The 15,066-nt window shown below is 64.6% G+C and carries 15 protein-coding genes; 8 read left to right on the top strand and 7 right to left on the bottom strand.

Features of this window, described 5'->3' with window-relative positions; translation table 11 throughout:
• Positions 1-79: 79 nt before the first annotated feature.
• Together J2T47_RS24305 and J2T47_RS24310 are read left to right on the top strand one after the other, a co-directional pair.
• On the top strand, positions 80-709 hold the full coding sequence (locus J2T47_RS24305) for a glutathione S-transferase family protein (RefSeq protein WP_253452608.1): 630 nt from the start codon (positions 80-82) through the stop codon (positions 707-709).
• Between the two features lie 71 nt (positions 710-780).
• Complete coding sequence (locus J2T47_RS24310; protein ID WP_253452610.1) at positions 781-1,731, top strand: Nudix family hydrolase; 951 nt, start codon at positions 781-783, stop codon at positions 1,729-1,731.
• 100 nt (positions 1,732-1,831) lie between these two features.
• On the opposite strand, the gene J2T47_RS24315 is transcribed toward J2T47_RS24310, so the two are convergent.
• Genes J2T47_RS24315 through J2T47_RS24330 form a run of 4 tightly spaced genes read right to left on the bottom strand, consistent with a single transcriptional unit; the run spans position 1,832 to position 6,435 of the window.
• On the bottom strand, positions 1,832-2,404 hold the full coding sequence (locus tag J2T47_RS24315) for a cob(I)yrinic acid a,c-diamide adenosyltransferase (RefSeq protein ID WP_081517502.1): 573 nt from the start codon (positions 2,402-2,404) through the stop codon (positions 1,832-1,834).
• A 3-nt stretch (positions 2,405-2,407) separates the two neighbouring features.
• Positions 2,408-4,459: a sensor histidine kinase gene (locus tag J2T47_RS24320; protein ID WP_253452736.1), complete on the bottom strand. Its 2,052-nt coding sequence runs from the start codon at positions 4,457-4,459 to the stop codon at positions 2,408-2,410.
• 60 nt (positions 4,460-4,519) lie between these two features.
• Positions 4,520-5,431, bottom strand: coding sequence for a putative 2-dehydropantoate 2-reductase (locus tag J2T47_RS24325; RefSeq protein WP_253452612.1), 912 nt, complete (start codon positions 5,429-5,431; stop codon positions 4,520-4,522).
• 38 nt (positions 5,432-5,469) lie between these two features.
• Positions 5,470-6,435, bottom strand: coding sequence for a response regulator (locus J2T47_RS24330; RefSeq protein ID WP_253452613.1), 966 nt, complete (start codon positions 6,433-6,435; stop codon positions 5,470-5,472).
• 160 nt (positions 6,436-6,595) lie between these two features.
• Between J2T47_RS24330 and J2T47_RS24335 the strand changes: the two genes are divergently transcribed.
• Positions 6,596-7,075 carry a YajQ family cyclic di-GMP-binding protein gene (locus J2T47_RS24335; protein ID WP_138521343.1) on the top strand — a complete coding sequence of 160 codons (480 nt, stop codon included), beginning with the start codon at positions 6,596-6,598 and terminating at the stop codon, positions 7,073-7,075.
• Positions 7,076-7,207: 132 nt separating this feature from the next.
• A complete protein-coding gene (locus J2T47_RS24340) occupies positions 7,208-8,053 on the top strand; it encodes a mechanosensitive ion channel family protein (protein ID WP_253452615.1) in 846 nt (281 codons plus the stop codon).
• An 85-nt stretch (positions 8,054-8,138) separates the two neighbouring features.
• Here the strand turns inward: J2T47_RS24340 and J2T47_RS24345 are convergent, their stop codons facing one another.
• A complete protein-coding gene (locus tag J2T47_RS24345) occupies positions 8,139-9,947 on the bottom strand; it encodes an AmpG family muropeptide MFS transporter (RefSeq protein ID WP_253452617.1) in 1,809 nt (602 codons plus the stop codon).
• A gap of 42 nt (positions 9,948-9,989) precedes the next feature.
• Positions 9,990-10,355, bottom strand: coding sequence for an MGMT family protein (locus tag J2T47_RS24350; RefSeq protein WP_253452619.1), 366 nt, complete (start codon positions 10,353-10,355; stop codon positions 9,990-9,992).
• A 194-nt stretch (positions 10,356-10,549) separates the two neighbouring features.
• Here J2T47_RS24350 and J2T47_RS24355 point away from each other — a divergent pair, with 194 nt between their 5' ends.
• Entirely contained in the window at positions 10,550-11,581 is a 1,032-nt protein-coding gene (locus J2T47_RS24355; RefSeq protein ID WP_253452620.1) for a DUF481 domain-containing protein, read from the top strand.
• Positions 11,582-11,724: 143 nt separating this feature from the next.
• Positions 11,725-12,726: a DUF481 domain-containing protein gene (locus J2T47_RS24360; protein WP_253452622.1), complete on the top strand. Its 1,002-nt coding sequence runs from the start codon at positions 11,725-11,727 to the stop codon at positions 12,724-12,726.
• Positions 12,727-12,813: 87 nt separating this feature from the next.
• Here the strand turns inward: J2T47_RS24360 and J2T47_RS24365 are convergent, their stop codons facing one another.
• The gene (locus tag J2T47_RS24365) at positions 12,814-13,572 is read right to left on the bottom strand and encodes an SDR family oxidoreductase (RefSeq protein ID WP_236174460.1); all 759 of its coding nucleotides are present in this window, start codon (positions 13,570-13,572) and stop codon (positions 12,814-12,816) included.
• Positions 13,573-13,679: 107 nt separating this feature from the next.
• On the opposite strand from J2T47_RS24365, the gene J2T47_RS24370 reads away from it, so the two are divergent.
• Positions 13,680-14,417, top strand: coding sequence for a HugZ family protein (locus J2T47_RS24370; RefSeq protein ID WP_253452623.1), 738 nt, complete (start codon positions 13,680-13,682; stop codon positions 14,415-14,417).
• 109 nt (positions 14,418-14,526) lie between these two features.
• A complete protein-coding gene (locus J2T47_RS24375; protein WP_253452625.1) occupies positions 14,527-14,994 on the top strand; it encodes an FxsA family protein in 468 nt (155 codons plus the stop codon).
• Positions 14,995-15,066 lie beyond the last annotated feature (72 nt).

A 15,066-nucleotide genomic window follows, 5' to 3' on the forward strand; every position in this document is an offset into this window, starting at 1 on the left:
ATAGATGAAAATCGGGAATTTGTTTTCATGGCTGCCGCGCTCTAAGGTCTTCTGACTGACCCTCAAGAGCATCGCGTCCATGTCCCTTACCCTGATCATCGGCAGCAAGAATCTCTCCTCCTGGTCCCTGCGCGGCTGGCTGGCCATGCAGCTCACCGGCGCCGAGTTCGAGGAAATCCTCATTCCCCTCGGCGGGCAGGACACTGCGCGGCGCATCCGCGAGCACTCGCCCAGCGGCAAGGTGCCGGCGCTCAAATGCGAACACGGGCTGATCTGGGATTCCCTGGCGATCGCCGAGTATCTCGCCGAACGCTTCCCCGAAGCGCACCTCTGGCCTCGTGGCGAAGCGGCCCGCGCCCTGGCGCGCTCGGTCTGTGCCGAGATGCACAGCGGCTTCATGGCGCTGCGTTCGCACATGCCCATGGATATCCAGCGTAACCAGCCGCTGACCAACGTGCCCGACGCGGTGGAGGCGGATATCGCCCGGGTCGTCGAGCTCTGGGCGCTGTGCCGCCAGCAGTTCGGCCAGGACGGTCCGTTCCTGTTCGGTCACGCGAGCATTGCCGATGCCTTCTACGCTCCCATTGCCACGCGCCTGCGCAGCTACTGCGTGACCTTGCCCATCGAGGCGCAGAACTACGTCGATGCGATCTACGCCTGGCCGGCTTTCCGTCCCTGGCTGGACGCGGCGATGGTCGAACGCGCCTGATCCCGACCGCCAATGACGGTAGAATGCCCGCCTGCGCGGGCCCTGCCTGAATCGGATTGAGGAGTAGCACTGTGAAACGAGTACATGTCGCCGCCGCCGTGATTCGCGGACTCGATGGCCGGGTGTTGATCGCTCGCCGTCCGGACGACAAGCACCAGGGCGGTCTCTGGGAGTTTCCCGGTGGCAAGGTGGAAGAGGGCGAAGCGGTGCAGGTCGCCCTGGCCCGCGAGCTGAAGGAAGAACTCGGCATCGACGTCGAGCAGGCGCGTCCGCTGATCCGCGTGCAGCACGACTACAGCGACAAGCACGTGTTGCTGGATGTCTGGGAAGTCTCCGCCTTCTCCGGCGCGCCCCACGGCGCCGAGGGCCAGCCGCTGGCCTGGGTCGCCCCGCGCGACTTGCCGGACTACGAGTTCCCGGCGGCCAACGAGCCGATCGTGCAGGCCGCGCGTCTGCCGGATCGCTACCTGATCACCCCTGATGGCCTGGAAATCCCGCAACTGGTGCAGGGCGTGCGTGCCGCTGTTGCCAGCGGCATCCGGCTGATCCAGTTGCGCGCGCCGAACATGTACAGCCCCGAGTACCGCGACCTCGCTGTCGACGTGCAGGGCCTGTGTGCCGGCAAGGCGCAGCTGATGCTCAAGGGCCCGCTGGAATGGCTGGGCGACTTCCCGGCGGCTGGCTGGCACCTGACTTCCGAGCAACTGCGCAAGTACGCGCCGAACGGCCGGCCGTTCCCCCGCGAGCGCCTGCTGGCGGCGTCCTGCCATAGCGCCGAAGAACTGGAGCTGGCGGCGCGCATGGGCGTGGATTTCGTCACTCTGTCGCCGGTGCAGCCCACCGAGAGCCATCCGGGTGAGCCGGCGCTGGGCTGGGACGCTGCGGCGGAGCTGATCGAGGGCTTCAACCAGCCGGTGTTCGTGCTGGGTGGCGTCGGTCCGCAGGACCTCCAGCGCGCCTGGCAGGCCGGTGCCCAAGGCGTAGCAGGTATTCGCGCGTTCTGGCCGAAAAGCGAAGGCTGATCCACATGAACCACGCCGTTACCAGTCTCTAGCGCCGGCGTTCACCTGCAGGAGCGGGCCATGCCCGCGATCACGCGTAGGGCGCGCTCCGGCAGATCTATCAGGCCGGCTTTTCGGCCGCCTGCCAGAGAATCTCTTCCACGCCCTGGCGACGGGCGATGAACCGCGCGGCGACGAACAGCAGGTCGGACAGGCGGTTCAGGTAGCGCAGACCGGCACCTTCCAGCGGTTCTTCGGCATTCAGCTGCTGGCAGCGGCGCTCGGCATTGCGCGCCTGGGCGCGGCACAGGTGGGCGAGGGCGACCAGGCGCGAGCCGCCGGGCAGGATGAAGTTCTTCAGTGGCCCGAGTTCTTCGTTCCAGCGGTCGATCACCTGCTCCAGGCGCTCCACTTCGGCATCGTTCAGTGCGCGGTACTCCGGCATCGCCAGCTCCCCGCCCAGGTCGAACAGGCGGTGCTGGATCGGTGCCAGCACGCCGATCACTTCCTCCAGCGCGCTGCTACGCGCCTCATGCAGCCCGGCCAGCAGCAGGCCGAGGTGGCTGTTCAGCTCGTCCACCGCGCCCATGGCTTCCACCCGTGGATGGTGCTTGGGCACGCGGCGGCCGTCCGCCAGGCCGGTTTCGCCGGCATCGCCGGTGCGGGTGTAGATCTTCGACAGGCGATTGCCCATGGCTCAATGCTCCTTGTCGCCCTGCGCCAATAGCGGCAGGGGCGGGGAAATCTCGGCGGCCAGCGGCAGACGGATGGTGAAACAGGTGCCAACGCCCAGTTCGGACTGCACCTCCATCTGCCCCTTGTGGTTGTTGGTGACGATGAAGTACGAGACCGACAGGCCCAGCCCGGTGCCCTGGCCGACTTCCTTGGTGGTGAAGAAAGGCTCGAAGATGCGCTTGCGCACGTTCTCCGGCATGCCGCAGCCGTTGTCCTCCACGTGGATTTCCGCCCACGGTGGGTTGAGGCGGGTACGCAGGGTGATGCGGCCGTATTCGCCTTCCTCTTCGTCGTCGCGCAGGTGGATGGCCTGGGCGCCGTTCTTCAGCAGGTTGAGCAGGACCTGTTCGATCTCGTTGGCGATCACCGGCACCGGGCCCAGGCGCGGGTCGTACTCGTGGACGATCTCCAGCGACTTGAAGTCGAAGCCGCCGGTGAGGTCGAAGTCGTTGCCGGCGATCTCCACCGCCTGCTCCAGCAGCGCCGGCAGCTCGCAGGCGGCCATCTGGCGGTGGCTGCGGCGGCTGAAGGAGAGCATGTGGGTGACGATCTTCGCGGCACGGGAGCCGGCGTACTGGATGCCATCCATCAGCTTGGGAATCTCCCGCGCCTCCAGGTAGTGGTTGAGGTCGTCCAGGCGCACGCCCACTTCGCCGGCCACTTCGAGGTTTTTCGGCAGATCCTGCGACAGGCGCCGGCGGATGTTCTGCACGTTGTGCAGGATGGCACCCAGCGGGTTGTTGATTTCGTGGGCCATGCCGGCGGCGAGACCGCCGACGGAAAGCATCTTCTCCGACTGCACCATCATCTCTTCCATCCCCAGGCGATCGGTGATGTCGTCGATGCGGATCACCGCACCACGGCCGGTGCCGCCCATCAGCGGGTAGAAGGTCAGGGCATAGTGGCGCGGGGCGTCGGTAAGGGCCCAGGTGACACGTTCGACGCGCTCGACCTTGTGCTGCTCGGCGGCGCGGGTGAGTTGCGGGAGGAACGGCTTGAGCGACGGGAAGGCGAGGAACACCGGCTGGTTCACCGCGTCGTCCAGGCTGGTGCCGGAGAGCTGGCTGGCTTCCTGGTTCCACTGGGTGACGTAGAGCTGCTCGTCCACCGCGATCAGCGCCGAGGGCATGGAGTCGATGATGCTGTTGAGGTAGTGCTGGAAGCCGGTGAGCTTCTTCTCGATCTTGCTGCGTACCTGCACTTCCAGCTCCAGCTTGCGGTTCGAGCGGCGGGTTTCCTCGGCCAGCGACTGGGCCTGCTCGACGGCTTCCTGGGCATCGTCGCGGGCGCGCTTGAGCTGCTGCTCGCGGGCTTCGATACGGGTCAGCATGGTGTTGAAGGCATCGGCCAGGCGGCCGATCTCGTCGGCGTTGCCGCGCTCGGCGCGCAGGGCATAGTTCTCCTCGCGGGTGACCTGGCGCGAAAGCTCTTCCAGGCTGCGGATCGGCCGGGTGATCAGACGGCGGATCTGCTGGGCGATAAGCAGCCAGAGCAGCACCGACACGGCAAGGATCACCAGGCTGGCGGTGAGCGTACCGGTGTAGAAGGCGCCGGGCAGCTCGCTGCTCGCCACCAGCAGCAGATAGCCGCTGTTGCGGCCAGCCTGGGGCAGCTCGAACAGCGCATTGAGGCGGTATTCGTGCTGGCGCCAGCGCTCCAACTGGTCCAGGCGCTCGGGCAGGGCGACCGGACCGTTGCCTGGCGTCTGTGCGATGCGCTCGCCATTGCTGTCGTAGAGCGCGGCGGCGCGCAGTGGCTGGTAGTCGTCCAGCTGGCGCAGCAGCACCTGCGCCTGGGTCGGCGAGGACAGCGCCGGTTCGCTGAGCGCCGGGTTGGCGATCAGCCGGCCAATGGTCTGCAGGGCCTGGGGCGCGACGCTGTCCTGGGAAATCCAGTAGGCCGCGCTGATGAAGGCGAGGTTGGCCACCAGCATCACGGTCGCCAGCAGCACCAGCAGGGCGGCGAGGATTTTCTGGCCGACCGGCAGGTCTTCCAGGCGCTGGCGCAGGTTCATGGGTGAAGGCATGGGCGTGTCAAAGAGAAAAACAGGGGAGGCGGGCAGGGTAGCCCGCCATCAGTTGTCGGGCAATCCGCGGGCTGCCAGGTAGGCTCGCAGGCGCGCGTGCAATGCGCGCAGCTGCGGTAGTGGCAGGTGCCGGCGGTCGCCTTCGCCGCAGGCGTGGCCGAGCAGGTAGGCGATCTCGCTGCGCCGGCCCTTGGCGACGTCCTGGTACATGGAGGAGAAGTTCGCCGCGGTGGCGGCAATCACCCGCTCCACGTCGCCCTGCAGCTCCCGTGCGGCGGCGGGGTAGCCGGCGGCATGCAGCAGTTGGCCAAGCTCATCGCAGAGCCCGGCGACCTCGCCGGGGTGGCTGGCCAGCTCGCCGTTGCGGCACTGGTGCAACACGGTGAGCGGGTTGATCGCACAGTTCAGCGCGAGCTTGCGCCACAGGCGTTCGAGGATGTCGCCGCTCCACTGCACGGGAATTTCTGCGCGGTGCAGGTCGGCCAGCCATTGCGGCTCGGCGCCGCCCTGTTCGTCGCCCAGCCAGGTCTGCCCAGCGCCTGCGAAGACCACACGGAAGTCGGACTCGCGGAAGGCGCCTTCGGTGCTGGAGGCATACAGGCAGCGGGCGCGGGGCAGGTGGGCGCTGACCGCCTGCTGGCTGCCCAGGCCGTTCTGCAGCAGGATCAGCTCTGCACCGGGGGCCAGGCGCGCGGCCACGCTGGCGGCGGCGGATTCGGCGTCGTAGGCCTTGCAGGCCAGTAGCAGGCGCTGGATCGGCGCGCCCTGGGCGGCGGTTTCCGCCGGAATCGGGTAGAGGCTCGCGCGGCCGTCTTCCACCAGGGTGATACCGCCGAGGGCGCGGTAGGCGTTGAGGCGCTGGCGGTCACGCAGCAGCAGGCGCACCGGCAGGCCGGCGCGGGACAGACGGGCGGCCCACAGGCAACCGAGGCTGCCGGCGCCGAGGATGGTCCAGGTCATGGGAGGAACTTCGCGGTTTCGGGGGCTTACCGCGAAGTTTAGCGCAGGCCGGTCAGGCGGCTGGCGTTGATTCGCCCGCTGGCGAAGGCATCGGGCAGCAGCGCGCGGCCTTGCTGCATCAGGTGCTCGACCTCCAGGGGCAGCGCTTTGGCGTCCAGGCCCACCAGGCTGATGCCGGCCTTGAGGGTGATGAAGCCTTCGCTGGTCTTGAACGCCTTGAGGTTCAGGCCTTCGTGCAGGCGGCGGAAGCTGCTCGGCGAGCATTCCTGCAGGTCTTCGAGCAGGGTGATCAGGGCGAAGTGCTGGTCATCGATGCGCGCCAGGACATCCAGCGGCCGCACCAGTTGCTGCAGGCGCCGGGCGACGCCATGGAGCAGCTCGTTCTGGAACGATTGGCCGTATTTCTGCCCCAGTTCGGCCAGCTCCGGCAGGCCGATCAGCATGTAGCAGACCGCGCCGCCACGGGATTCCACCTGGCGGATGCTGTCGGCCAGCTTCTGTTTCAGGTAGCGCTGGTTGCCCAGGCCGGTGGCGCTGTCCACCAGGTTGCGCTCTTCCAGGCTGGTGATGTTCTGGGTGAGCAGGCGGTTTTCCATCAGCAGGCGCTGCAGGGTGTTGCTCAGGCGGTCGGCGGCCAGGACGCGGGGCACCAGTTGTTCATTCATCGACGACTTGCTGACGAAATCGTCGACGCCGCGGTCGAAGGCCTCGGCCAGGGCGTTGTCGCCCTCCTTGCCGGTGAGCAGGATGATGTAGGTGTAGTGGTCGCCGCTCTCGTCGAGCTGGCGTACCCGCGCGGTCAGCTCAAGACCGTCCATCTCGGGCATCAGCCAGTCGGCGAGCAGCACGCTCACCGGCTCCTTTTCCAGCAGGTCGAGCGCTTCGCTGGCGCTGCTGGCGAAGCGCACGTTCTGATAACCGGCCTGGCTCAGCGCGCGGCCGATCATGGCGCTGGAGAACTTGGCGTCGTCGACCACCAGAATGCTGAGATGGTTGGTTGGCATGGAAAGGAATGTCTCGCAAACGAGTGGGAAATGCCGACTCTCAGTGTCGGAGGCCGGGCGCAGTCTTGTCCGTCAGTTATAATGACCGCGCATTTTTATCGTCAAGCCAGGCTCGATGCTGACTGTGAACCGCATCGCGCCGTCCATCTGGAGAGATGTCATGCCTTCGTTCGACGTGGTGTCCGAACTGGACAAACACGAACTGACCAACGCCTTGGATAACGCCACCAAGGAACTGGACCGCCGTTTCGACCTGAAGGGCAAATGCAGCTTCGAGGCCAAGGAAAAGTCCATCACCCTGACCGCCGAGGCGGATTTCATGCTCGAGCAGATGCTCGACATTCTTCGCTCCAGCCTGGTCAAACGCAAGATTGACGCGCAGTGCATGGAAGTGAAGGACTCCTTCGCCTCCGGCAAGGTGGTCAAGCAGGAAGTCGACTTCCGTGAGGGCATCGACAAGGACCTGGCGAAGAAGATCGTTGCCCTGATCAAGGACAAGAAGCTCAAGGTACAGGCCGCCATTCAGGGTGAGCAGGTGCGTGTCACCGGCAAGAAGCGCGATGACCTGCAGGAAGCCATTGCGCTGCTGCGCGGCGAGTCCCTGGGGATGCCGCTGCAGTTCAACAACTTCCGCGACTGATCGACCGCTTCTGCGGAACCTCAGCGCCCGCGCGACGTCGCAGTAATAGAGTCGCTCGGCGAACTCCCGACCGCCATGGCTTGCCATGGCGGTTTTGTTTTTGGAATGGCAATAGACAAGGGGCCTGCATCCATGGATATGAATTACGAGCAGATCATGAACAGCGCGGAGGCCTGGACGCCGGTTGTCCTGGCCTACCTGGGCAATGCCACGCTGGCGCTGCTGACCCTGCTGATCGGCTGGTGGGTGATCAACCTGTTCACCCGCCGCGTGGGCGGAATGCTGTCCACCAAACACGTGGACAAGACGCTGCAGGGCTTCATCGGCAGCATGGTCAACATCATCCTGAAGATCCTGCTGATGGTCAGCGTGGCCTCGATGATCGGCATCCAGACCACCAGCTTCGTCGCCGCCATCGGTGCCGCCGGCCTGGCCATCGGCCTGGCGCTGCAGGGCAGTCTGTCGAATTTTGCCGGCGGGGTGCTGATCCTGCTGTTCCGCCCGTTCAAGGTCGGCGACTGGATCGAGGCGCAGGGCGTTTCCGGCACCGTGGACAACATCATGATCTTCCACACCGTGCTGCGTACCGGTGACAACCGCACGGTGATCGTGCCCAACGGTGCGCTGTCCAACGGCATCATCACCAACACCTCGACCCAGACCTCGCGCCAGGTGATCTTCGACGTGAAACTTGCCTACGACGCTGATCTGGATAGCGCCCGCGCCATCCTCAAGGAGCTGGCCGAGGACTCCCGTGTGCTCAAGTCGCCGGCGCCGGTGGTGGTGGTCGCTGGCCTTGGCGAGAACTCGGTGACCCTGTCGCTGCGCCTGTGGACTGCCAACTCGGACTACTGGGGCGTGACCTTCATGCTCAACGAGCAGGTGCGCCTGCGTCTGCTCGACAGCAGCATTGACCTGGCGCCGAGCAAGGTAGTGCGCGTGGTCAAGGGCGAAGAGGGCTCGGTCCTGGTGGATTGATCCCCTTCGCAGAAGCGAAAAAGGCCGGCAATTGCCGGCCTTTTTCATGGGCGCTGTTTCACCAGCGACGAGTCTTGGGCAAGGATCAGTGACGTTCGGCGCTGGGCTGTTGCGCAGGTGTGTCCGAGGCCTCTTCGACGGCACCGTTGGTGATGTCGTTCTTGCGCTGCAGCCACAGCCAGCCAATCAGTAGCAGCGTCGGTACGCCGAGCAGTGCGGTGAAGAAGAAGAAGCGCTCGTAGCCCATGCCCTCGACCATGGCGCCGGAATAGCCGCCGATGAAGCGTGGCAACAGCAGCATGGTGGAACTGAGCATGGCGTACTGGGTGGCGGAGAACTTCAGGTTGGTCAGGCTCGACAGGTAGGCGACGAAGGCCGAGGTGGCGAGGCCGCCGCTGAAGTTGTCGAGCATGATGGTCACCACCAGCATGGTGACGTGGGGCTCCAGGACCTTGAGCAGGGCGAAGACGTTCTGCCCCATCAGGTGCGGGTCGTCGATCGCGCCCATCTGCGCGAGTATGGCGAACAGCAGGTTCGTCGCCGCCGAGGCCGCGCCGCCGATGAACAGGATCGGCAGGATGCTGAAACGCGCGATCAGCACGCCGCCGGCCGCGGCGCCCACCAGGGTCATGACCACGCCGAACAGCTTGCTGACGGTGGCGATGGTGTCCTTGGTGAAACCCATGTCGATGTAGAACACGCTGGCCATGGTGCCCATGACAGTGTCGGACATGCGGTAGGTGGAGATCAGCCCGAGCAGCAGCAGTGCCTGCCAGCGGTAGCGGCGGACGAACTCGGTGATCGGCGTGAGCACCGGCGCCATCAGCAGGCGGCCGGGGGCGGAAATACAGCTCAGGGCGATCAGCAGATACAGAATGGCGAGCCACCACTTGGCCGCTTCGACCATGTTGATGAAGGCGGTGCCGGTGACCAGCAGGATGATCAGCACGATCACCGAGACGGCCTGGTGGACGAAGTCGAACTGCGGCAGGCCGCGCCCGTGTACCGCCAGCAGCAGCGGCCGGCGCACCTTCGACAGCAGCTCACGTACCGGGCGGATCTGCCGGCGGCCGTGGGGCGTCATGCAGATGCCGATGAAAATCCCGTACAGCGCAGCGCGCGGCCAGGCCTGGGCGGTCAGCGCGGTCAGCATGGCCGGTACGGAAATCAGCAACACCAGCAGGGTCAGTACCGAGAGCAACTGGTGGTTGAAGGCAAACGCCGAGCTGCCCGCCTGAGGCTGCACGTTCACCGGTGGCTCTTTCATCAGCAGCGTGGTGATCAGGCCGGGCAGGATGGCCAGCGAGCACACCGCGTAGGTCAGGGCCCAGGCCGACTGGCTGTAGTGCAGGGCGCTGGAGCCGGCCCATTCGGCGAGGAACAGCACGCCGGCGGTGGCGAACAGCACGGCGACCCGGTAGCCGGTCATGTAGCAGGCGGCCAGCGCGGCCTGGCGAGTGTTCTCGGCGATTTCCAGGCGGTAGGCGTCGATGGCGATGTCCTGGGTGGCCGAGGCGAAGGCCACCACCATGGCCAGGGCGATCAGCCAGTTCAGGTGCGACTGTGGATTGCACAGCGCCATGCCGAGCAGGCCGAGGGCGATCAACCCCTGGGAAAACACCAGCCAGGAGCGGCGGCGACCCAGGCGGCCGATGAAGGGCAGACGCCACTGGTCGAGCATGGGTGACCACACCCACTTGAAGGCGTAGACCAGCCCGATCCAGCTGGCGAAGCCGATGGTTTCCCGAGCGACACCCGCTTCACGCAGCCACACCGAGAGGGTGGAGAGCACCAGCATGTACGGCAGGCCGGCGGCGAAACCCAGCAGCAAAAGCGCGAGGCTGGCGGGAGACTTGTAGGCAATCCATGCCTCGCGCCAGGAATGCTCTTTCATGGGGGGTGTTTTCCAGCAGGACGAAAAATTACGCGAACTCTACTAGGACTGCTCGCCGCTAGGCCAGCCGTGCCGACGTATGTCCACCCGATCGTTATGGATTCTGACACCCTCGGCACGCAATCGTGCGCGCTGTTCGTTACCCGAAACGCTGCCCTGCGGCAGGCTGATCCGGCCGCCCGCGGCGATCACCCGGTGCCAGGGCAGGCGCGTGCCGTCGGGTAACTGGCTCATGATGCGTCCCACCAGGCGCGCGGAGCGGCCCAGGCCGGCGAGGCGGGCGACGTCGCCATAGGTGATGACGCAGCCTTCGGGCACCTGGGCGATCACCAGGTAGATCGCCTCGCGGCGCATCTGCAGGCTTTCCTGGGTGAGATTGACGGGGGAGTCTTTGCATCGATCTGGCATGGGGCGTCACAGGTATCGGCTTGACGCACAGGATAGCTGGACGTGCCACAGCGGCATACTCGTGGGTGCCACGGCCGAAGTGCGATCGTGCTCCCGGCTGGAACATACGATCGGGAGCTCGCCTGGCCGGAGCGGCTAAGCGCCGGTATTAGCCAAGATAATTCGCGGCTGTTTCCTGGCCTGTCTGCCCCGCGATGATTTCCAGAATCCTGCTGTTTCTCGCTCTCTGCCCCTACAGCCTTCCAAGCCTCGCTGACACTGTCTGGCTCAAGAGCGGCGACCGGCTCTCCGGCAAGATCAAACTCTATGACAGCGGCAAGTTGCTGCTGAGCACCGACTTTGCAGGCGTGATAACGATCGAAGGCAGCAAGATTTCCAGTGTTGAAAGCGCCCAGGACCTGATGGTTCGCTTCAAGCAAGGCGAACAGCAACTGCTTCATGGATTGCAGGCTGGCGAGCCGGGCGAGGTTGGCCTGGATGGCAGCGCTCCGGCCCCCGTGGCTCTTGCCGATGTTCGGCAAGTCGTACCGCACAAGCCCATCACCAGGGATTGGCGCTGGAGCGGCAACATTGACGCAGCTCTGGACCGGAAGCGGGCGGAGAAGGACACCGACAAGATCGACGTCAGGGCCAAGACGGTCGTGCGGAACCGTTATTGGCGAAACACCCTTGAGGGTGAGTATCACCGTGAGCTCAAGGATGATTCTGTTACCACTGACAATTACAACCTGCAGTACGCCCTCGACCGATTCTGGGGAGAGCACTGGTTCTGGCAGGGGCGTCTGGAATACTGGCGCGACGAGGTCGATGCATTGGCGCTTGAGCGGGATGTGGCGACCGGCCCGGGGTATCAGTTCTGGGATGATGAAACGGGCGCCTTCTCCCTGACGGCGCTGGTCTATCGCAGCGCACTGGAACTCACTTACCCCGAAAAACTGAGCGTCTATTCGTCAGCCCTGGCTTGGGACTACAAGCATTTTCTGTTGGCCAAGCGCCTTGAGCTGTACAGCGATGGCACGTACCAGAAAATGATGGAAAGAATGGACTCGGAGTATTTGTACGACATCGACACCCTGACGCGAGGGCAGCTGGGGCTTCGTTACAAAATGAATTCCTGGGCGTCCCTGAGCGTGCGTACGGAATTGGAAAAGATAACCTTCAAGGCGGCGGATGCTCCGGACAGCAGTGACAGGCGCCTGGTGATGGGGGTGGGAGTCAACTGGTAGTCCAGTTATCCGATGAGCATTTATTCCGCCATCTGTCAGTGATTGTGAACTCCCTGCAACTGGGTCTGTCAGTCGTTGCTCTAGTGTCGGGTATCTGGATAATGCCCGGCTTTTTGCCCATTCCATCCAGTTGAATCCGACTCATGTTCTCCAGAACCCTGCTTACCGTCGCCCTCGCATCCTGTTCCCTGTCCGCCCTTGCCGATACCGTCTGGTTGAAGAACGGTGACCGCCTCACTGGCACCATCAAACTGTATGACGGCGGCAAGCTGCTGCTGGCGACCGACTACGGCGGAGAGATCGCCCTGAAGTGGGACAAGATCAAGACGCTGGAAACCGACCAGAACCTGCTGGTGAAGTACGACGAGGAAACCGGCGAGCACTCCAAGGGCCTGAAGGCGTCCGACCAGGGCAAGGTCACGCTGGTCAATGGCGAAGCGCGTACGGTGGAGCTGGCGAAGATCGAGCAGATGATGCCGCCCAAGCCGATCCTCGAGGACTGGGTATGGACTGGTAACGTCGACTTCTCCCTGGACCACAAGCAGGCGGAGAACGATGTCGAGGATTACGACATCGACTTCAAGACCAATGCCCGCCACGGCCGTTGGCGCCACAACCTGCAGGGCGAGTACAACCGCGAGAAGAAGGACGACCAGGTCAGCACCAACAACTATTCGGCGCAATACGCGCTGGACCGCTTCCTCGACGAGCACTGGTTCTGGCAAGGCCAGGCACAGTACAAACGAGACTGGATCGAGGACCTGCAGAAGAAACGCACCATCGGTACCGGTCCGGGCTACCAGTTCTGGGACAACGAGCTGGGCGCGTTCTCCCTGGCCACCCTGGTCAACCGCAACGACTACGAGTTCGTCGACGACGAGAAATCCCACTTCTACAGCACCAGCCTGAAGTGGGACTACAACCGTTACCTGCTGGCCAAGCAGTTCGAGGTGTTCACCAACGGCGAAGTCAGCAAGCCGCTGGAGTCCAACGTGGAGTACGAACTGGAGAGCGAGGCGGGCATCCGCTACAAGCTCACTTCCTGGGCGTCCCTGAGCCTGAAGGCCGAGTGGGACAAGCTCAGCGGCAACGACGGCGACGTCAACGAGCGCCGCTACACCCTCGGCCTGGGCGTCGGCTGGTAAGACAGCTCGCTCCGGCAGACGAGTTCCGCGTACGAGTGCGCAGAAAAAAGCCCCGCACCTGGCGGGGCTTTTTCATGGGCGGGCGAGTTACAGGCGCAGGCCGCCGTCCAGCTCCAGCACACGGCCGGTGTAGTAGTCGTTCTCGAGGATGTAGGCCACCGAGTGGGCGATTTCCAGCGGCTTGCCCAGGCGCTTGAGCGGAATCCCGGCAGTCATCTTCTCCAGGGCCTCGGGCTTCATGCTGGCGACCATGTCGGTCTCGATGAAGCCGGGCGCCACGCCCGCCACGCGGATGCCGTAGCGCGCCAGCTCCTTCGCCCACACCACGGTGTCGGCGGCGACGCCGGCCTTGGCCGCGGAGTAGTTGGCCTGGCCCATGTTGCCGGCGCGGGAAATGGAGGAAATGTTGACGATCGCGCCTTCGTTCTTCAGCTCGATCATCTTTGCCGCCACTTCACGGGTGCAGAGGAACACGCCGGTCAGGTTGACGTCGATCACTGCCTGCCACTGCGCCAGGCTCATCTTGCTCAGCTCGCCGTCCTTGACCTTGATGGTCAGGCCGTCGCGCAGGATGCCGGCGTTGTTGACCAGGCCGTTGATGGCGCCGAAGTCGCTGGCGACCTGGGCCACCATGTGGGTAACCTGTTCTTCATTGGCGACGTTGCACAGATAGGCGCGGGCGTCACCGCCAGCGGCCTTGCAGGCAGTCACGGCTTCGTCCAGTTTTTCGGCATTGAGGTCAACCAGCGCGACGCGCGCGCCCTTGCCGGAGAGGTACTCGCCCATGGCGCGGCCCAGGCCCTGGCAGCCACCGGTGATGATGATGACCTTGTCTTTCAATTGCATCGGAACAACCCCACGAACAGTTTCTGGTGAAAGGCCCCGCCGGCAGCTGTGCACAGAGTCAGTCCTGCCCGTCCGTTTGCGACGGATTCTTTGCGAGGAGTCATAAGTTGAGCGTGAAAGCTGCCAAGCATGCCCGAGAACTGCTGCTCAAGGAATACCGCGGCGTCCTCTCCACCCACTCGAAGAAGTGGCCCGGATTCCCCTTCGGCTCCGTGGTGCCGTATTGCCTGGACGAGGCAGGCCGTCCGCTGATCCTGATCAGCCGTATCGCCCAGCACACCCATAACCTGCAGATGGACGGCAAATGCTCGCTGCTCATCGGCGAGCGTGGCGTCGACGACATCCAGGCCGCCGGTCGCCTGACCCTGCTGGCCGAGGCGCTGCTGATCGAGGACGTCGACGCCATCGCCGGCGCCGCCGAGCGTTACTACCGCTATTTCCCCGGCTCGCAGGACTACCACATCGTCCACGACTTCGATTTCTGGGTGCTGGAGCCGGTGCAGTGGCGCTACATCGGCGGCTTCGGCGATATCCACTGGCTGGGCGCCAACAGCGTGCCGCTGGCCAACCCCTTCGTCGGCGAAGCGGAAAAGAGCATGGTCGAGCACATGAACAGCGACCATGCCAACGCCATCGAGCACTACGTCGAACTGGCCGGGCTATCTGCCGGCAAGGACCCGCAACTGGCGGGAATTGATACAGAAGGTTTCCACCTGCGCGTCGGCCAGGGGCTGCACTGGCTGCCGTTCCCCGCGCCTTGCGGCAATGCTGGCGCGGTGCGCCAGGCGCTGGTGCAGCTGGCCAAGGCGGACGTCTGGCCGGGAAATGAAGTGATCCAGGCCTGATCGGTCCGTTGTCCTCCCTTGGCTTATCCCTTGGCTATCCCTTGAAATCGGAGCGGGGCGTCGCCACCTAGCTTTCTACCCGGGCAATGACCCCGCCAAGGATTCATCGATGCGAGTTCCCCTGTTTCTGATTCTTCTGTTCCCGCTGATCGAGCTGGCCGTGATGATCAAGGTCGGCAGCGTGATCGGCGTGGGCTGGACCCTTCTGCTGATCATCGCCGGCGCCTTCATCGGCGCGGCGGTGCTGCGTGTGGCTGGCGTCGCCACTGCGCTGCGTGCCCGCGAGCGCCTGAATCGCGGCGAGCTGCCCGAGCAGGAAATGCTCGAGGGCCTGGTCATCGCCCTCGGCGGTGGCCTGCTGATGCTGCCGGGCTTCATCAGCGACGTGGTCGGGCTGCTCTGCCTGATCCCCTTCACCCGTCGCCTGATGCTTGGCCGCGTACGCCAGCGCATGCAGGAGCAGGCCGAGCGCCGTCGCGCTTTCGCCGACGATCCGGCCGCCCAGCACCGCAGCGGCCCCAGTGTCATCGAAGGCGAATACCAGCGCCGCGAGGAAGACCGCGACCGCCTGCGTTGAGCCTCGGGCGGTTTCGCGCGCCCGAAGCACCCTCCGTTAGCAAAAAAAATTTCGTCACACCCTTGAAATGCC

The sequence above is a fragment of the Pseudomonas nitroreducens genome (assembly GCF_024170165.1).
Classification (GTDB): domain Bacteria; phylum Pseudomonadota; class Gammaproteobacteria; order Pseudomonadales; family Pseudomonadaceae; genus Pseudomonas; species Pseudomonas nitroreducens_C.